Annotated in this window: 18 protein-coding genes and 1 tRNA gene; 4 read left to right on the top strand and 15 right to left on the bottom strand. The window is 47.1% G+C overall.

Annotated features, from left to right (window positions below):
- Positions 1-11: 11 nt before the first annotated feature.
- From V3C10_10305 to V3C10_10295, 3 genes are all read right to left on the bottom strand, one after another.
- Positions 12-842, bottom strand: coding sequence for a Wzz/FepE/Etk N-terminal domain-containing protein (locus V3C10_10305; GenBank protein WVP64169.1), 831 nt, complete (start codon positions 840-842; stop codon positions 12-14).
- Between the two features lie 54 nt (positions 843-896).
- Positions 897-1,628 (bottom strand): CpsB/CapC family capsule biosynthesis tyrosine phosphatase, encoded by a 732-nt coding sequence (locus V3C10_10300; protein ID WVP64168.1) that lies wholly within the window; start codon positions 1,626-1,628, stop codon positions 897-899.
- A gap of 482 nt (positions 1,629-2,110) precedes the next feature.
- Positions 2,111-2,953, bottom strand: coding sequence for a tyrosine-type recombinase/integrase (locus V3C10_10295; GenBank protein WVP64167.1), 843 nt, complete (start codon positions 2,951-2,953; stop codon positions 2,111-2,113).
- Positions 2,954-3,923: 970 nt separating this feature from the next.
- On the opposite strand from V3C10_10295, the gene V3C10_10290 reads away from it, so the two are divergent.
- Positions 3,924-4,343, top strand: coding sequence for an HTH domain-containing protein (locus V3C10_10290; protein ID WVP64166.1), 420 nt, complete (start codon positions 3,924-3,926; stop codon positions 4,341-4,343).
- An 11-nt stretch (positions 4,344-4,354) separates the two neighbouring features.
- Positions 4,355-5,380: an IS3 family transposase gene (locus tag V3C10_10285; protein WVP64165.1), complete on the top strand. Its 1,026-nt coding sequence runs from the start codon at positions 4,355-4,357 to the stop codon at positions 5,378-5,380.
- 551 nt (positions 5,381-5,931) lie between these two features.
- Here the strand turns inward: V3C10_10285 and V3C10_10280 are convergent.
- The 8 genes from V3C10_10280 to V3C10_10245 all read right to left on the bottom strand — a co-directional run bounded on the left by V3C10_10280 (position 5,932) and on the right by V3C10_10245 (position 13,477).
- Positions 5,932-7,161: a lactate racemase domain-containing protein gene (locus tag V3C10_10280; protein ID WVP64164.1), complete on the bottom strand. Its 1,230-nt coding sequence runs from the start codon at positions 7,159-7,161 to the stop codon at positions 5,932-5,934.
- Between the two features lie 201 nt (positions 7,162-7,362).
- The gene (locus V3C10_10275; protein ID WVP64163.1) at positions 7,363-8,640 is read right to left on the bottom strand and encodes a TRAP transporter large permease; all 1,278 of its coding nucleotides are present in this window, start codon (positions 8,638-8,640) and stop codon (positions 7,363-7,365) included.
- Entirely contained in the window at positions 8,637-9,149 is a 513-nt protein-coding gene (locus V3C10_10270) for a TRAP transporter small permease (protein WVP64162.1), read from the bottom strand. Before V3C10_10270 ends, V3C10_10275 begins: the two co-directional genes overlap by 4 nt.
- Before the next feature lie 36 nt (positions 9,150-9,185).
- Positions 9,186-10,289, bottom strand: a complete 1,104-nt coding sequence (locus tag V3C10_10265) for a TRAP transporter substrate-binding protein (GenBank protein WVP64161.1) — start codon at positions 10,287-10,289, stop codon at positions 9,186-9,188.
- 37 nt (positions 10,290-10,326) lie between these two features.
- Positions 10,327-10,734: a DUF126 domain-containing protein gene (locus V3C10_10260; protein ID WVP64160.1), complete on the bottom strand. Its 408-nt coding sequence runs from the start codon at positions 10,732-10,734 to the stop codon at positions 10,327-10,329.
- Positions 10,735-11,952, bottom strand: coding sequence for an aconitase X catalytic domain-containing protein (locus tag V3C10_10255; GenBank protein WVP64159.1), 1,218 nt, complete (start codon positions 11,950-11,952; stop codon positions 10,735-10,737).
- 348 nt (positions 11,953-12,300) lie between these two features.
- Entirely contained in the window at positions 12,301-13,287 is a 987-nt protein-coding gene (locus tag V3C10_10250) for a winged helix-turn-helix domain-containing protein (protein WVP64158.1), read from the bottom strand.
- Positions 13,288-13,403: 116 nt separating this feature from the next.
- A tRNA-Pro gene (locus V3C10_10245) sits at positions 13,404-13,477 on the bottom strand.
- Positions 13,478-13,776: 299 nt separating this feature from the next.
- Here V3C10_10245 and V3C10_10240 point away from each other — a divergent pair.
- A complete protein-coding gene (locus V3C10_10240; protein WVP64157.1) occupies positions 13,777-14,559 on the top strand; it encodes an HAD family hydrolase in 783 nt (260 codons plus the stop codon).
- Between the two features lie 20 nt (positions 14,560-14,579).
- On the opposite strand, the gene V3C10_10235 is transcribed toward V3C10_10240, so the two are convergent.
- The 3 genes from V3C10_10235 to V3C10_10225 form a co-directional block, all read right to left on the bottom strand.
- Positions 14,580-14,861, bottom strand: a complete 282-nt coding sequence (locus tag V3C10_10235) for a hypothetical protein (protein WVP64156.1) — start codon at positions 14,859-14,861, stop codon at positions 14,580-14,582.
- A 317-nt stretch (positions 14,862-15,178) separates the two neighbouring features.
- The gene (locus tag V3C10_10230; protein WVP64155.1) at positions 15,179-15,454 is read right to left on the bottom strand and encodes a hypothetical protein; all 276 of its coding nucleotides are present in this window, start codon (positions 15,452-15,454) and stop codon (positions 15,179-15,181) included.
- A 293-nt stretch (positions 15,455-15,747) separates the two neighbouring features.
- Positions 15,748-16,083 carry a hypothetical protein gene (locus V3C10_10225; protein WVP64154.1) on the bottom strand — a complete coding sequence of 112 codons (336 nt, stop codon included), beginning with the start codon at positions 16,081-16,083 and terminating at the stop codon, positions 15,748-15,750.
- Positions 16,084-16,153: 70 nt separating this feature from the next.
- Between V3C10_10225 and V3C10_10220 the strand changes: the two genes are divergently transcribed.
- Positions 16,154-16,390: a hypothetical protein gene (locus V3C10_10220; protein ID WVP64153.1), complete on the top strand. Its 237-nt coding sequence runs from the start codon at positions 16,154-16,156 to the stop codon at positions 16,388-16,390.
- On the opposite strand, the gene V3C10_10215 is transcribed toward V3C10_10220, so the two are convergent.
- On the bottom strand, positions 16,391-17,833 hold the full coding sequence (locus tag V3C10_10215) for a TrkH family potassium uptake protein (protein ID WVP64152.1): 1,443 nt from the start codon (positions 17,831-17,833) through the stop codon (positions 16,391-16,393).
- Between the last annotated feature and the right edge of the window lie 17 nt (positions 17,834-17,850).

Here is a 17,850-nt window from a genome sequence, read left to right as displayed (position 1 = left end):
TATTTCTTCATTCATTTGCGTTCTCCCCCTTCCTTTTTATCGGTACTGCCTTTTTGGCCGGAGCCGTGTTCCTTATCAACAGACGGCACCTTGGTGTTCCTGGCCGTACTGCGGGATTTCTTTTCTTTTCCCTGGCCTTTCTTTCTGTCGCTGCCGTTTCCTTTTTTCGGAATTACGGCGAGTACAGGAAGCTCCAGGTATTTGCTGACGTCTTCTTCCGATTTAACCGTATCGTTCAATATCACTCTTACAACGATAATTCCGCATACGAGTAAAAGTCCCAGGATTCCGCCGATGATGGTGTTTTTGAGAACATGCGGGCTTGATTTAATCGTCGCCACCTCACCGTCTTCAATCAGTTTGGGCGGTACCATTTCCATAATCTCTCCGATATAATCGGAAGCGGTGTTGGCTATTTCATCAACGATTGCTTTTGCCAGATAGGGGTTCGGGTCCTCTATTGTCAACGTAAGAATACGTGTGTTGTTCGGGTTGTCAATAGTCATCTTTTTCTCAAGTTCCCTGTAGGTCATGTCGAGCTTCATATGGTCAACAACACCCTGAAGTACCGGCCTGCTGACGACAAGAACTTTATAGTCCTGCGTAAGCTGGCTTCCGATCTGTAAATCCGCCAGGGATGTCAGTGTTGTCTCTTTTGAAAGTACATAAAGTTTTGCTTCCGACTTATACTGCGGCGTAATCAGAAATTTACTGTAGGCACCCGTCACCGCCGCGCCGATTAAAAGGCCTGCGATGATAAACCATATTTTTTTCTTCAGTTCAAACAATAGTTCTCTGAGATCAATCTCTATTTCGTCATCGTCCTGATACATCTTTTCCATACTCTGTTATTCCTCTTTATCTTTTTTGTCTTTTATAATGCTGTTCTCTTTCTATTACAAACTGTCTCCGGCTAAAATTGCTGTAGCGTTTTCCACTGTCAATTTCCTTGTCAGCTCTTCGCCACCTCTTTTTTTCAGCCAGGCCAGGGTCTTTTCCAGTTCCGGTGGCCTGTAATCGAGCCGGTGCATATCGGACCCAAGCAGATGGATATTTCCTTCTAAAACCGTTTTTCTGCACCAGGCGCGTTCCGCCAGGCCCTTTGCCCTGCTTAGGCAGCGGTAATTCATCTGCATATAGGCGCCTGCGCGAATCAGTTCCTCCACATATCCGCCCTTTCTCAGGCATTGATACCGTTCAATATGAGCTAATATTGGAAAATAACCGGCAAGCAGCAGAGTCCGTACTGCCAGAAAAAGCTCATTATATGGAACCGACGGCATAAATTCGACCAGGACATATCTTGTCCCCTGAAGCGTCAGGACTTCACCCGAGGCCAGTTTTTCGGTAACACCGTCAAAATATAAAATTTCCTGTCCCTGGTAGATTTTCATATCTGGTAAAACAGCCGCTACACTCTCCCGAAGCTTGCCCGTTTTTTCCTTCAGGGTATCCGCGTCCATTCGGTTATGTCCGCGCACATAGTGCGGCGTGGCAATCACGCCCCTCACTCCCTGACTATATGCCAGTTTCAGCATCTCCAAGGTTTCTCCGATATACCTGCACCCATCGTCCGCTCCCGGTATGATGTGCGAATGTACATCGATAATTCCTGATTCTGATATCATAGAGTAATCTCCAACTAAGGTTCTAACGTAATACAACATAATAGTGATTATGTTGTATTTTGTATTTATGAAGTTGAATCTTTTGATTAAAAATAGGGTGTTAAAGTTAGGAAATCTAGAAATAACTGGAATCTTTTTGAACAGTTAGATAGGTTTTTATTTTTTACGGTTGATATGGAAAATTTTACCATGAGAGAGATGGAATTTCTCTGCTAAAAGAAGAATGAAAAATTTTATCAATATTTTAGATTTTATAATCCAGGCCTTATCATATAACCACGCCAAGACATAAGTTCAGACAAATTTATACAAAACAGGACATGTTTGCCCATTAAAACATTGAACTTTTAGAACTTTACTGCTATAATAGTCGAAGGTCAAAAATGTAAAAAGAATATAAATTTCGTAAATTTTTTCTTTTCTATTGACCCGATGTTTTATGAAACAAGTATTTACAACATAATCACTATTATGTTGTATCATCATAATAACAAATTCATCCTCTCAATCTGCTTTCTATGTTCCACCCCCGATGAAATAATATAAATTCTTGTCGTATTAATATTACTATGTCCCAACAAATCGGCTAATTTTGCAATATCTTTTTCCATCTTGTAAAATGAGGTGGCGAACAGGTGTCTCAGATTATGGGGGAATACTTTTTTTGCATTCACTCCTGCAAGGCGACAGACTCTTTTCATTTCTCTCCAGATGTTGCTGCGGTTAAGCGGGTTGCCGCTTTTAGTAACAAAAACAGGGCCGGTGCGAAGGTGTTCTTTCCTTATATAATGCGATAATTTTATCACCAGTTTTCTCGGCAGAAGAACCTGGCGGTTTTTACCTTTACAGTCCACCTGGGCCACCCCATTCTTCACTGCCTGGACGGTAATACTGGACAATTCGCTGATTCTGATACCAGTGCTGCCTATCGTCTGTATAATCAGCCCTATTTTCTCTTTCCCCTCTTTCTCGGCAGATGTAATAAGTGCAAAGTATTCTTTCCTGGTCAGTTCCTTTTCCTCCGGGCAATAAACCTGATGCTGTTTTTTGAGCTGCTTTACTTTTAATTCCTGCCAGCCGGTAAACTGAAAGAAACTGTTGAGTGATGCCAGAATTGAATTAACGCTGTTCACCGCATACGCTTTCACCAGATTTTCTTTAAAACCGATCACGAGATCTTTCGTCACACTTTGCCCGCCAAGATATAATATAAATTTCTTTAAGTCTCTTTGATATTTTTCCACTGTATGACTGCTCTTTTCATCCCGCTCCAGGTAATCCCGGTATTGTATTTGCAAGTCAGGTGTTATCATATGAAGTTCCATCGGCATTCTCCTTTTAAGTGAAATTTTAGTCTTCTTAATATATTATCATTAATTGGAGTATGTTTTAATGATTTAGGCATAATCTTTACTGGTAATTTCTTCCATTCCTATCATTTGCCGATTTTTTATATAGAATTACATCATAAAATAGGGATTTAATTGAGGAATGAGAACGCCGCCGGGACGGTCGGGGGGCGGGATGGTGAGGGGGAGGGGATGAGTCTTCAGTCCCGGTTTGCAGGTTGTCGCGGGTGGGGAATCCGGGCAGAAAAAGTTCCTTCGGGAAACGCTTGCGCTCTTTGGAGTACATAACGGACACTAACCTCGAAAATACCTCGGTAAGTGCCGATGAACTCCCAGGTTCCCTGCGGAATCTTTTTCTCCCGGATTCCCCACGGGAAGGTTATGGACCGGGACTGAAGACGCGAAGGTTTTCGCCATCCCGAACCCCGGCCTGCGGCCGCTGAATTGTTCTTATTCCTTCAAAGGGGGGAGGTATTGTCGCTGCCACTACGTTTCCTCGAATTCCAGGAGAATGCCCCCTGTATGGTATTCAATTGATGAATCAGAGCTTTAGCGCATGACCTATCCTTAAATAACTATTGAATTTTTTGATTCATCATTAAGTTTCGCTTTGGATTTTTCTCTGAATCCAGCCCGAAATACCTTCATAAAGTAAAAGATTCACGACTACATAGTGGACACGACAATACCTCCCCCCTTACTTGACGAAAGAGACAATCAGCCCTGAAGCCGGCGGACGGGGTATAATGTACCCATAAGTGTGGACACGAAACGAAGTGGGGGCCCCATCTTTTAGACATCCCCCACGCCCCGTTTCCCATATCGTGGACACACCTTATGGAAGGACTGGGGGCGTATCCAGCCCGGGATTATGGCCAGAACATCCCTTTCCCTTCGACACATTCGGTCGCCTATGGTATTCTTAAGCAAGAACAGGAGGAATCCCATGATCAAAAATCTTTTTACCGCTGAACAGGTTCTGATGCTGCGTGAAAACCCTTACACCTACCGGGTGGACCAGTCCCGCTTAGCTTTTACCAAAGAATTCAAGGAGCTCTTTTATTCGGAGTATCAGGCAGGGGCGCCTCCCCGGCAGATCCTGGCAAAATACGGCTATGATCCCGCCATTCTCGGTCAGCGGAGGGTATGGGGCATTTCCGGCCATATCCGGGAGCAGTACAACAAATATGGCGGTTTCCACGAAGGGAGTGTCCCTTTCAGCAGGGCCAAACCCGCCTCTTCGGACTCTGGTATGCCGGTATCGGAGAAAGAAGAACTCAAACAGCTCCGGCACGAAGTGGATTACCTAAAACAGGAAGTTGCCTTTCTAAAAAAAATTTCCTCCATCCGGACCACAAGGAAGTAGGGGCATGGCTTATGAACGATTCTTCCTGTGTATTCGAAATCATCTGTAACACCCTGCAGCAAAGCTCAAATGCCCTTTCGGTGAAAGAACTTTGTTCCACCGCCGGTGTTTCCAGGAGCGGTTACTATGCCTGGCTAAAGGCGGCCCCGGCCAGGGAGCTTCAGGAACAGAAGGACCGTGCGGATTTTGAACGGATCCTGGCGGCTTACCGGCTCCATGGTTATACAAAAGGGGCCAAAGGCATCTATATGGCCCTGCTTCATATGACCCCTCCGGCCGTCATGAACCTGAAAAAAATACGGAGGCTGATGGATAAGTTCCAGCTTTCCTGCCCACACCGTGGCCCCAACCCTTATAAAAGGATGGCAAGAGCCCTGAAAACCAGCCATGTCGCCGATAACCTGCTAAAGCGGGAGTTCGACTGCTATGGTCCCAGGATGGTCCTGTTAACCGATATCACTTACCTGCCTTATAACGGGACCTCTGCTTATTTATCAACGGTCCTGGATGCCTTCACCCGGCAGATCCTTTCGTATGTGCTGAGCGAATCCCTGGAAGTGGATTTTGTCCTTGAAACGGTGAAGCGGCTGGTTAAAAACCATGGGATTTCCCTTAAGGCGGAAACCATTCTCCACAGTGACCAGGGCTGCCATTATACCAGCTACCGATTCATCCGCATCCTTTCCGACAAGAAGCTGCGCCAATCCATGTCACGCCGGGGAAACTGCTGGGACAATGCCCCACAGGAAAGTTTCTTTGGCCATATGAAAGATCACATCCGGGCGAAACTGGCCCAATGCGGGACCTTTCGCGAAGTACAGTCCCTCATTGATGACTATATGGAGTATTACAATAACCGGCGTTATCAATGGCAACTTGCAAAGCTTGCCCCAAATGAGTTTTACGATTTTATCACCACCGGTGAATATCCACTGGATATTTCAAACGTACCGGCACTTCCGGCGATTGCCCGGAAACCGGAGGAACTTGGTGCCAGTGCGGGCCCCTCCCGCACAGAGAATCACCCAAACCAATAGAATACCATGGCATGGGAGAGAGTGTGTCTAAGAATCGGGATACCTTTTGAGCCGATTGTCCAACCGAGTGGAGGCCTTCTGTTTTGGTGTCCATAATCAAGGTTGCACTGAAGAGAGGATGTCTAAAAATTGGGCGCCCCACTTCATAAAGTGTCCTTGACAAAGGGGACAGTTCAGGGCAACAACCTTCCCTGAGTCTTCAGTCCCGTCGACAACCTGCCCGGGGGAAGGAAGGAGAAAAAATTCCGAAGGGGACATTGGAACCCGCCGGTGCTTGGCGAGGTTCTTTCGAGCCTAGCATCCGCTGTGCGCTCCACAAGCGGAAGCGGGTCCCCGTAGGAATCTTTTCTCCTGGATTCCCCCTCGCCACAACTTCCCGCAGGGGACTGAAGACTCATCCATCCACCCCACTACCCCGTCCGCCATCTTACAGAGGCGTCCTCGCATCTCAACTAAATCCCCACATAAAGAAGCAGACCTTCCCCAACCACATTCTCAGAAGGCCTGCCATGCAATATTTTATCAAATTATAAGTAGTAACCCTTTCAACCTCAAACGAGTTCCAGCCTCTCATCCGCCTCCACCAAAGGAAGCAGCGCATCCGAAACCTCTATATACTCCAGCCTCAGCGTGCTTTCAATCCTGACGATCTTAAGACGCTTTTTATCGGCTCCGCGAAGTACCTTTACTGCAATTTTAACCGCTTCATCTTCATCTTTTGCAATCACCGGGATCTTGCAGTCGTCCAAATCCTTTACCGCAATCCCGTTGGCATAGATGGACTCATAGTCAAGTTGTTCAAATACTTTTTTCGTTGTGATGTCGAAAATTCCAAGCCCCACGCCGTTGCCATGGGTTTCCTCCGAAAGGTCCAGAAGAACCATCTTGTCGATTTTCGGCACAGCCAGAATAAATTCTTTCAACAGATAGCTTTTTCCCAGAATATTGGGGTCGTAGCCACAGCCGGAAATGTCTTTTCCTATCTTCTCCACGATCAATATATCGATCTCCGGTATCATCAGGGTCGGCATGTTCCCAGCCGCCATTTTGACAAGCTGTTTTTCCCGCTCTATCATGTTTTCCGACGGAACCGCCTCGATCCATGCCGTTTCATCGTATGCATTTTCCAGTACCGCTACGCCGAAACCGACATTGACGGACTGCATAATCATGGAGGCTGCTTCCTTCAGCACCTCTCCAAAATAGTCGAAGCTCTCCTCATGGATCGAGGTGCAGCCGATATGGTTTCCAAGCCCAATCACCAGCATCTTGCAGAGTCCGCTCTGGATATCGGCTACGAAGTCCGTATGGATTTTCACCCTGTTGATTGGCACCACCAGATCGGCTTCATAAGCCGTCTTGTCGAAATATACTTTTGTGCCGCTCTTCAGCGTTCCTATCTCCACCACATCCAGACGCGCGATAACGGGAACTCCCATGGCTTCCTCTGTGATTCCGTATCCGGTCAGGATTTCTTTCTGTCCTTCCTCCGTTCCGCCTCCGTGGCTTCCCATGGCAGATACAATGAAGGGGTCTCCCCCATATTTTTTTATTTCATCCACGACGCCGCGTACAATGGCGGCCAGATTCCTGATTCCGCGGCTTCCTACCGCTACGGCCACCCGCTGGCCTTTTTTTATTTTTCCGGCCACCTGGTCTTTTGCCATCTCCTCACGGATTTTTCCTTGCAGGTCTTGAACTTGTGGGCGTTCGAACTTTTGCCGTACCCGGTGCATAGCCGGAAGTTGGATATTATAATCTTCCTCTAACAGCAAAGGCATATTGCCACCTCCTTTCTGATTTTGCCCCGGCGCCTGCAGATACAGACACCAGGGCAAAATGGTTTGTAATGTTACTTTATAGGATATTTCTTATGTGGCATTCTTTCATTATCTATACTAGAATGGTCCTATTTCTTCAAGTTGCTCATACACAACCCCATTCATCATTGTCATCGGCTGTTCCAGCCTCACCTCATCTCATCACTTCAACAGCCCTAAAAGCCCCAGCGTAACCGGCTCACAGAATGTCGTAAGGCCAAGTGCAATCAACAGGCCGCCGATAAAGAACAGCATCGGCTTTATCAGCCGCGTCATCGGCTCTCCCGAAATTCCGGCCGCCACGAACAGGTTGATGCCGTAAGGCGGTGTAACGAAACCGATTGCCAGGTTCATTGTGAGCATAACACCAAACGTAATCGGGGACATGCCAATCTGTGTTACTACCGGCAGCAGAATCGGGGAAAGAATGATTGTAGCCGGGATGTTGTCAATCAGGCATCCGATAAACAGCAGGAACAGGTTGATTAAAAGAAGCAGGATAATCCTGTTGTCCGTAACGCTCAGCATGGTTGCAGCAATCTTATGCGGTATCCGTTCCATTGTCAGATATGCGGCAAAGGCCATTGATAATCCGACCATAAATGTCGTCATTCCGTTGACGCTGATACTCCGGTAAAATGAGTCGTAGACTCCCTTCAAATCTATTTCCCTGTAGATAAATACGCTGACTACAAAGCAGTATACAACAGCCACAACCGCCGACTCGGTCGGGGTGAAAATGCCGGAATAAATTCCGCCCAGGATGATGACCGGTGTCAACAGCGCCCAGAAGGCTCCCTTGAACGATACCCAAACCTTTTTTATGGTTGGTTTTTCTCCCCTGCTTACATTTTCTCCGCCCGTACGGAAAACGGATACGATAATCAGGACCACGCCCATTAATATGCCGGGTACGATGCCTGCCATAAACAGGTCGCTGATGGATTCCCCTACGACTACGGCGTAGATGACAAAGGGGATACTGGGCGGAATGATGACGCCTATCGTTCCGGCCGAGGCTGCCAGCGCGGCGCTGAACGGCCGGCTGTAACCGCGTTTTTCCATTTCAGGTATCATGAATCCGCCGATTGCCGATGTGGTTGCCATCGCGGAACCGGAAATGGCCGCAAAGAACATACAGGCAATCGTTGTAACGATGCAAAGTCCACCCTGAATCCATCCCAAAAGTGTATCGGCAAAATCTACGATTCTTTTCGCGATACCTCCGCTGCTCATCAGGTTTCCGGCCAGCATAAAGAACGGGATCGCCATAAGCGGGAATGAATCACAGCCGGTAATGGCGTTCTGTGTAATCAGAGCCACCGGGATGTTAGAAAAGCAGGTCAATGTGATAAAGGTTGCAATGCCTATGGCATAACCGACCGGCACAGACAAAGCCATCATCAGGATAAATGAACCAAACAGTACGGCTATATTCAAGCTCCTTCGCCTCCTTCCCTAATCTCTCCTCCATCATTTTTAAGTCCGCGGATTTTCTGCCATAATTCTCCGATAATTCTGATTGACACCGCCAGCTGGCTGACAGGGAGACTCAAATATACAAGGTACATCGGCATCCTCATCGCGGCCGAAATGAGGCCGCGTTTCTGGATGGAAACTACCAGTTCAAATCCATATTTTACAAGCAGCAGACAAAACGCCAGCCAAATCACATCAGAAATGATGCGGATTATGTCTTTACGTCTGCCCTCACCTGTGCCGCCCAGAACCTCAATGCGGACATGGGAATTATCCCTCTGGGCCACGCTGGTGCCGAGCCAGATTTGCCAGATAAAAATGTATCTTGCCAGTTCTTCCGACCAGGAAAGTGAGGATCCGAACACATATCTCAGAATTACCTGGAAGAAGACGAGAATCACGGTAAAAATCAGGCTGCACACCAGAAGATGCGCTTCCAGCTGATTATAAAAGTTTATGATTTTCTTCATCACTGTTCTTCCTTTCACAATTGCCGTCAGGCTCTGTTATTCGGCTCTGTATTTCTCCACCGCATCCACAATATCCTGGCCATAGGTAGTCTCCCAGTTTTCATACATCGGAGTAACCTTCTCCGCAAATACCTTACGCTCTTCCGGTGTGAGTTCCGTAAGCTCCATTCCCTCTTCCTGCAGTTTTTTCAGATATTCTCCATTGTTGTCTAATTCCATGGAACGCTGTTCGTCGATCAGTTTTGTCTGTACTGCGTCATCCAGAATCTTCCTTGCCTGCTCATCCATTCCCTCATAGAAATCTCTGTTGATAACGATTCCGCAGAAATCATAGATGTGCTCTGTTGTGCTGATATATTTCTGCACCTCCTGGAATTTTGATTCATAAATCAGGGATGCCGGGTTTTCCTCCCCGTCTACGGTTCCCTGCTGCATTGCCGTGAAAAGTTCACTCCAGCTCATCGGGGTTGCATTTGCGCCGAGCGCTTCAAACATCTTTATGTATACCTGGTTGCTCATACAGCGCATTTTGAGTCCCTTCAAATCATCAGGAGTCTTGATTGGCCGTTTGTTATTGGTCATATTTCTGATGCCGTTAAAGTTATAACCAAGATTTATAAGACCTACGTTATTGTCCTCCAGCTTCTTGTTCAGAATGGTTCCTAAATCTCCATCCATTGCGTCAAATGCCTGCTGCGGATTTTCGAAGAGGTATGGCATTCCCAGAACCTGGAATCCATCCACATAGGCACTCAGCAGGTTGGCCGACGGAACTACCATGGTAAGTGTTCCCAGCGCTACGGATTCGAGCATCGCCTCATCACCGCCAAGCTCACTGTTGGGATGAATCTCCACGGTAATCTTACCGCCCGACCTGGATTCCACTTCCTCCTTAAAAGCCAGACAGCATTTGTGAAGGGAGTGGCTCTCAGAACAGATATGTCCGATACTGATCTGATAGGATTCCCCCGTGTATCCGGAATCTCCGGCCGGCTGATTTTGAGACGATGTATCACTCTTTGTGTCGGCCTGAGCCGCCGGTGTGCCGGAAGAGCTGCTTGATGAGCCACAAGCCGTAAGACCTGTTACTAGGCTGACTGCTGTCAGGATTGCCGCTGCTGCCTTTATTCTTCGTTTCATACATATCCTCCTTCTGGATTTTCACTCTGGCTGTGAATCAATCGTTTACGGTAATAATTCCATTTGTAGCATCCATTGATACGATCATTCCGTCCTTGATTTCCTTAAAGAATTCCGGGTCTACCTTATGAACCATCGGAATTTCCATCGCCACGGCCGCTGTTACAAGCACCGTATCCGCCGTCTCCACAATCAGACCGGATGGATGTTTTCCTTTCATCAAAAGTTTATAGAGCCCGTCGGCCTGGACTACAGAGCTGCCTTTCCCGGATGGCATGATAAGAATTTTTCCCGCCACGTTTTTTCCGTTGATATCATGGTTGCGTTCAATGAGCTCCCCCGTCTCCGGTACTACAAGATAAAAGCACACGGCATCTTTGGATACCAGCGCCTCAGCTTTGGCTGTTCCTTTCGCAATCTTTGCGCAGTGATATGTACGTTCCATTTATTTAACCACCTTTCCTGAAATTGCCGCCTCTACCGCTTCTTCAATCGGGCGGATTAAGAATTTGATTCCACGGATTTCGTTGTAATATGCACATTTCGGGGAATCCGTCACTCCTACAGAACCGTAATACGGTTTCCAGCACGGCGGTACATCAATACAGGTATCGGCTACAATGTGGCCTCCGGCCCTCTGGATGATGCTTAAGTATCCCATCCTGTCAGCCAGTTCTCTTGTCAGCGAGCTGGTCAGCAGCCAGGTATCCACTTTGAATTTTCTTCCTTCACAGATTTTTGCAATAATGCCAACCTGACGGATTGTGATATGCGGACATCCGAACATGGCAAAATCGATCTTTCCGGGCTCGTTGCAGAGCCTCTCTCTCGTATCCTGCAAATCCTTGTCAGTAATAACGATTTCCCGTTTAATCTTCTTATTTCCGACGGCGGCTTCCACGGTCGGTGCCTCCGGGGTAATTCCTGCTATATGGTACATGGATACGCAGCCCGATGTATTGAGCTGTGCCCCGAAATTCATAAATCCTTCCGGCGTTGGCCTTTCTTTAATTCCCTTGAACACGGGAACTTCTAGTCCTTTATATTTCTCCGGATAACACCAGCCTAAAATCTGGTAATCAAAATCGGTTTTAACGTCGGCCTGGACATCCACCAGTATTTCAGCTTTTCTGTTCTCATCAAAGAGAAGCCCGTACTCCGGAACTACGCCGGTGATAGCGGCACAGAGGGCGCTGTTGGCTCCTTCCCTGTTGGTTCTGGCACCAATTACCGAATTGACATAAGGCGTTGCACTCGACTCAGAGAATGCAATGACCTCCCCATAGGCCGGAACATTCTGCTGCAGATAAGGTGTGCAGTCAAAGGTAAGCTGGGCGCCCAGTTTGCGGTAAGCTTCGTTGGTGGCGAACACGATGTTCTTTCCCTCTTCGGGAACCTCGTGCAGATGTTCATTCAGGTACTTGATACAGATGCTCGGGTTGATGGTCGGCGGAATCTTACATTTCGCCCCTTTTGAAAGCAGCTTCTCCGCGAACCAGAGGTCTGCATCCTGTGCGCTCAGAGCCACATGAGTTCTTGTTACCGGTACCATCCTCGGCGCGTCAAATGTTTCTCCAATCGCAACCTGAATCTCCATTGCCATGGATGCGCCTTCCCCATATTTCCCATTAAGCACATCCTGTTCGTAATTTGTGAGTTTCATTTACTTCCTCCTCCTTTTGATATTGGACTATTCCAATTCTCAATTTAAAAACCAGTTTTTAAGACAGTTTTTAGCGTCCCTTTAACTTATGGCTCTTATTTTAATCATATGCAGACCTTTTGTCAAGATATTTTCCAATTTTTGTTTAAAATTTTAGTTTTTTTCTTTTTCCTTTGGACTATACCAATATAATTATATTCGCAACATGTCCCTAATATCACCAGTTTTCCAAACTTTGTCTGATTATTTTTTTACGCAAAAAAAACGCCTGCTCTCAGTGAACAGGCGCCTTTTTTGTTACTTTTTTATGATTGCATTTTATTCTGTTTTATCCCGCTGAAACACGCTCTAAAGCATATTCTTCTCTTTTTCCGCTATTTTCTCACAGATGCGGGTCTGGAGATGGAGAATAGAGCCGGGGTCAAAAACATATTCGAAGTCCAGAACTCTTCCTCCACGGTCCTTGTATTTTTTAATCAGGTTGATCATAAACGGCTCACCCAGGTTCCGGTACTCTTTTGTCGTCAGCAGCAGATCCGCGTCTTTTAAGCTCTCTTCAATCTCATCCCTCTCCTTATCCGATACAAAGGTCTTTACGATGTGGATATTCTCCAAATCCCGGATCTGCCACAGAAGATTTTCCATAAACCGGTTGCTGATCGTCCATGCGACCACCCTTATCTCGGGAGAAATCTGAGCCAGCTCTATCAGAGTCTCGCTGCTCGTAACAACCGTTATTACCTCCAGCTTATTGACAAGATCGGGAAACGCCTGGATCAGTGTCTCATAGTGGTGGGTCGTCGTTACAATCAGATCGAAATTATCTCTCAGAAGCTGGGGCTCCTTCAGGACATTCTCTAAAAGGAACTGCTGGATGCTGTTATTTTCCACATTCTTATACTCGTTCTTGGCAAGCTGGAGCGCCTCCGGGCAGCAGTCCACCCAGGCCGTCATCAGTTTGACGTCCCCGGCCATATGGCGGGCCATCTGCCTTCGGAAGATATCCACCACCTGACGGGTCTGCAGTCCCATCTGCTCCGCGCGCTCGAAAATATGATTAATCTCCCTGGTCAGAATTTCCTCTTTCAGGATGCCTCCCACGTCGGAGATATACGTCCCGCTTCCCCGGACGGCATAAGCGGCTCCCTGGCGGATCAGCTCCTGATATGCCATCTGTACCGTCCCTCTGGCTATCTGGTTTTCTTTTCCAAGTTCACGTTCAGGGGGCAGTTTCTCCCCCGCTTTCAGCTCGCCGCTTCGTATCATTGCGTAGAGCTGCTCTGTTATCTGCTGGTATTTAGGCAGTGATGATGTCTCATCCAGATAAATTTTCATAATGCTTTTGTTCTCCTGATATAAAAAGAAAGGCCGGAAATCTTCTCAAGTGATAAAAAGCACCTCACGCGAACTTTTCACCACCGTTAGAAAGATTCCCGGCGTTTTTCAGTCAGTCGGAGTAACAGGATTTGAACCTGCGACCTCTCGGCCCCCAGCCGAGCGCGCTACCAAGCTACGCCATACTCCGTACTCTGCTTTATTATTATACCAAAAAATTCAAAAAAATCAATTGTATTTTTCCTGTTTAATAAAATTTAAAAAATATTTCTTATGAAAAGCAGGTGAAGGGCTGGAAATTTGCCTTCCTATCCTGAAATTCCCGGCCATCTGTGATATAATAAAAACACCCGGCCCGGTGTGCTGTCAATCTGAGCCGGCCACATCGTCATAAAGAAACATACTTTATATGAATTCTCATATATTCGGTATGTTGGCACAATCACATAAGGCAACAAAAACATAAATTTCCAGAAAGGCGGATACACAATGATCAGTTTTGACCTCGACATGACACTGCTCGACCACAAGACCGGAAAAATCACTCCCAGCGCTCTTGAGTCAATCGACAGACTGAGAAAAAAACATAAAATCGTGCTCGCAACCGGACGCGATATGGATAATTACTACAGCAGCATTTACCGTGACATCGTTCAGCCGGATGCCATCGTCCACATGAACGGAACGAAGATAACCGTCGGCGATACTCTGATTTTCGAGCATCATTTCAACAAGAAACTCCTGAAGGATCTCCTCTGCTACTGCGACCGTGAGGGCTATGGTATCGGTATGACGCTGGGGGACGACGATTTTTATATTCATCCCGAAGTTATCGAAGCCAGCGATATCAGGGCCTGGGGAAGCTGCGGCAGACGTTTTAAAGATCCATGGCAGATGCTCGATATGAACATCCGCACCCTGGCCTTTATCGGCGAGGAATCACAGGTACGCCGGGTTGAAGCAGAATTTCCGGATCTCAGCATGCCGCTCTTTGCCGGACGCCGCGGAGCCGACGTTATGGAACGTGGAATCTCAAAGGCGGACGGCCTTACCCGTCTGGCCAAATATTTCGGAGAAAAAGAAGATCTCTCCGACACGATCGCCTTCGGGGACAGCATGAACGATCTGGAAGTAATCAGAAAAGCAGGCACCGGCATTGCCATGGGCAATGCAGTTGATGAATTAAAAGAGGCCGCCGACTATGTGACTTCCTCCATTGCTGAGGACGGCATCTACCGCGCCTGCCTGCATCTCGGTCTTCTGGCCGACTGAACGGCCGGACAGGGCAGTTCTTAAACGGCCTGCCACTCCGCCTGTTCATCGGGATCCACATGGGAGACCAGCCTTACACGCTCGGCCGGGGACATCTGATCCAGTATCCCGGCCAGTTCGTCCGGCGTCAGATTTCTCTCCTCCAGAATATCGGCAATATGTTTTAAGTCTTCCTCTCTTCTTTCTTTCAGAAGCTCTTTTTCTTTTGCTTTCAAATCTTTAATCTGTGTTTCAAGAGCCTCTATCATCTCCCTGACCTCACACAGTTTTTCCGTACACGTTTTTCTTTTTCCTCTTGGCATAGTTATTTCGTCTCCTTTCCTCTTACCAGTTTTTCCCGGATCATTAATATATATGCCAGGATCCGTAAAATTAGAACAAAAATCTGTCAAAACAAAGGAGGAGCCGGGTGGTCCAGTGACCATCCGGCTTATTATGAAAAAAATATTACTATTCTGAATGTCTGATTAATTCATTTTCTTTTATCTATTGCTTTTTTCAATTCATTTGCTTTATCTTTATGTTCTTAGTATATCTTCTAATTGTGACTTCTGTTTGTAGAAAATGTGAATATATTTTGAACTCGCGGTAAATATTTTGTGAAAGGGCAAACCGTCATTTAGTTGTCGCAGCCGCAGCCCTCGGATTCATTGAGAGGTGATACACCGCCTCTCCAGTTATCACCTCTCCAGTTGTTATTGCAACCGCAGCCACAGCCGGAACCGGAAGCAGCATTAAAACCATCTCTGAAACCTACTGCGTAACCATCGTTAAAACCGGCTCTGTAAGCCCTGCTTCTGCGCCAGTCGTTATTGTTATTATTGCATCCCCATCCGCAGCCCCAGTTATTATTTCTACAGCAGCAAACGCATCTATTATTAAAAAAACAACACATAATTAAAATCTCCTTTTTTTGTATCTCTTTATAGTATATAGTATGTACATAGGGACAATGTGTTACCGGAATACAGGGACAGGGGAAATGCCTTCTGAGAAAGACCGTTTTGTAACATTGACGGCTGTTTTGCATCACGGATGCCGCCTTCGTTTCACAAACTCTGTCTTCGTACACGGGCGCTGCCTTCATTCCACAGCATGGTTCATGGCACAATTAAAAAAGCACCGGATCCCTCCGGTGCCATATAAGGTACTAGCCAAACTGCATATACGCAAACCTTTATTCAGCTTTTATTTTATGCTCTTCCTGCCGTTTTTTCTCCCTGCCGGTTTTCCCGGGGCCCGGAACTTGGGGCTTTTAAAGACCCACCAATGTCCGATGATGGTCAGGAAAATGAGTCCCAGCATCAGGAAGTCTCCCGCCGTCCCTCCAAGGTGGAAGGCGATGGAAAAGCTGGTCAGAGTATCAATGGCAAACAGCCATTTTTCAACCGAGTACACCTTTTTTATATCATAGTCGGCCGGGTTAATCGTATCAGATATGAAAATCAGGAAATCTTTGCTGCAGAACAGATCAATGGTCTCAGCCAGAAACAGACATCCTATCAAAAAAAACAATATATCCATCAGGCATATCCTTTCTCAAATCCAGTGTCTTTGATGGTATAAAAAGAGAAAAACAGCGAGGTGCAAATTTATGTTCGACATTGACAAAATCACTCAGGAACCAAACGGCCTTTTCTCCTCCGCCGCAATCTGCAAAAATGCTGCCAGAGCGGAAGAACTCCGCTCCGGATTTATCGGTCCCGTCCGTCAGATCAGTATGTTTGCCGATCTGTACCGGGAAGGGAACCGGCTTATTCTGGAAGCGGCCGACCGCCAGACACTGCTCAGGCTCATCGATATCTTAAATAATGCCGTAGAACAATTCTGATTAAAATTTCTTCCAGGTCTCCCGGGAGAATAACAGCAGGACAGGGAAAATCTCAAGTCTTCCCGCAAGCATATCGAAAATCAGGACAAGCTTGGCGGGATCCGAAAAAATACTAAAGTTTTTCGACGGTCCGACCAGTTCGAGTCCCGGGCCGATATTGTTGAACGTGGCGGCAACCGCCGTAAAGTTCGTAATCAGATCCTCCCCGTCGAATGCCAGCAGGAGAACCGAGAGTGAAAACAGCAGCGTATAGGCAACCATAAAGACATTGATGGAACGCACGACCTCATGCTCCACCACTTTCCCGTCCATCTTAATCTTACGTACCGCCTGGGGATGAAGGAACTGAACCAGTTCTTTTCTCACCGTCTTAACCAGCACCACAAGACGCGATACCTTGATTCCGCCGCCAGTGCTGCCTGCGCAGGCCCCTACAAACATCAGCATGACCAGTATGGTTTTGGATGCCTGGGGCCACAGGTCGAAGTCCTGGGTGGCGAATCCCGTCGTGGTGATAATCGAGGCAACCTGGAAGGATGCATGATGGAACGCATCCCCTAACCCTGGATAAAGAGAGGCCGTATTAAACGTAATGATTCCAATCGCCGCGGCGATGATAATCAGGTACCAGCGCAGTTCCTCCATCTTCAGGGCCTGCCCTATCTTTTTCATGAAGATAAGGAAATAAACGCTGAAGTTGACACCGAACAGGATCATGAAAATAGTCACCACATTCTGAAGATAGGGCGAATAGCCGGCGATACTGCTGTTTTTAATGGCAAATCCACCGGTTCCGGCCGTTCCGAAGGTGATGGTAATCGCGTCGAAAAATGGCATTTTCCCCGCGAGAAGAAACAGTACTTCCAGCACTGTCATGAACAGATAGATGGAATAAAGCAGTTTGGCCGTAAGGCGCACCTTGGGCACAAGCCTGCTGACGGACGGGCCTGGGCTCTCCGCCTTCATCAGGTTCATATGGGAGCCTCCGCCCGTCAGGGGAAGCAGGCTCAGTATAAAGACGAGCACTCCCATTCCGCCGATCCAGTGGGTAAAGCTCCTCCAGAAGAGGATGGATCGCGGCAGCGATTCCACATCGCTCAGGATACTCGCACCCGTTGTCGTAAAACCGGATACGGTCTCAAACAGGGCGTCTACCGGTGAGGTGATGGAGCCGCTGAATAAAAACGGCAGCGCGCCCATAATACTCAGCACAATCCAGCAGAGGGACACTGTCACAAATCCCTCCGAGGTATAAAAAATCTGTTTTTTGGGTTTCTTGATAACAAGAGGAATGCCGATGACCAGACAGAGAGCCATGGTAATAACAAAGCTCCAGCCGGCCTGTTCCCCGTAGATTAGGGCTACGATACAGGGAAGCACCATAAAAGCCGCCTCAAAGTTCAAAATCCACCCCATAATATAAAATATAATGGAATAATTCATCTCTTATTCAGCTCCTT

The organism is [Clostridium] symbiosum (genome assembly GCA_036419695.1).
Classification (GTDB): Bacteria; Bacillota; Clostridia; order Lachnospirales; family Lachnospiraceae; genus Otoolea; species Otoolea symbiosa_A.
This window is presented reverse-complemented; position numbering and strand designations above follow the sequence as displayed.

Bases quoted from the DNA above. Each gene is read 5' to 3' on its own strand.
- V3C10_10295 (WVP64167.1), bottom strand. From the start codon at position 2,953: ATGGAACTTCATATGATAACACCTGACTTGCAAATACAATACCGGGAT.
- V3C10_10300 (WVP64168.1), bottom strand. From the start codon at position 1,628: ATGATATCAGAATCAGGAATTATCGATGTACATTCGCACATCATACCG.
- V3C10_10255 (WVP64159.1), bottom strand. From the start codon at position 11,952: ATGAAACTCACAAATTACGAACAGGATGTGCTTAATGGGAAATATGGG.
- V3C10_10250 (WVP64158.1), bottom strand. From the start codon at position 13,287: ATGAAAATTTATCTGGATGAGACATCATCACTGCCTAAATACCAGCAG.
- V3C10_10225 (WVP64154.1), bottom strand. From the start codon at position 16,083: ATGGATATATTGTTTTTTTTGATAGGATGTCTGTTTCTGGCTGAGACC.
- V3C10_10240 (WVP64157.1), top strand. From the start codon at position 13,777: ATGATCAGTTTTGACCTCGACATGACACTGCTCGACCACAAGACCGGA.
- V3C10_10260 (WVP64160.1), bottom strand. From the start codon at position 10,734: ATGGAACGTACATATCACTGCGCAAAGATTGCGAAAGGAACAGCCAAA.
- V3C10_10285 (WVP64165.1), top strand. From the start codon at position 4,355: ATGAACGATTCTTCCTGTGTATTCGAAATCATCTGTAACACCCTGCAG.
- V3C10_10215 (WVP64152.1), bottom strand. From the start codon at position 17,833: ATGAATTATTCCATTATATTTTATATTATGGGGTGGATTTTGAACTTT.
- V3C10_10305 (WVP64169.1), bottom strand. From the start codon at position 842: ATGGAAAAGATGTATCAGGACGATGACGAAATAGAGATTGATCTCAGA.
- V3C10_10265 (WVP64161.1), bottom strand. From the start codon at position 10,289: ATGAAACGAAGAATAAAGGCAGCAGCGGCAATCCTGACAGCAGTCAGC.
- V3C10_10230 (WVP64155.1), bottom strand. From the start codon at position 15,454: ATGTGTTGTTTTTTTAATAATAGATGCGTTTGCTGCTGTAGAAATAAT.
- V3C10_10220 (WVP64153.1), top strand. From the start codon at position 16,154: ATGTTCGACATTGACAAAATCACTCAGGAACCAAACGGCCTTTTCTCC.
- V3C10_10280 (WVP64164.1), bottom strand. From the start codon at position 7,161: ATGCCTTTGCTGTTAGAGGAAGATTATAATATCCAACTTCCGGCTATG.
- V3C10_10235 (WVP64156.1), bottom strand. From the start codon at position 14,861: ATGCCAAGAGGAAAAAGAAAAACGTGTACGGAAAAACTGTGTGAGGTC.
- V3C10_10290 (WVP64166.1), top strand. From the start codon at position 3,924: ATGATCAAAAATCTTTTTACCGCTGAACAGGTTCTGATGCTGCGTGAA.
- V3C10_10270 (WVP64162.1), bottom strand. From the start codon at position 9,149: ATGAAGAAAATCATAAACTTTTATAATCAGCTGGAAGCGCATCTTCTG.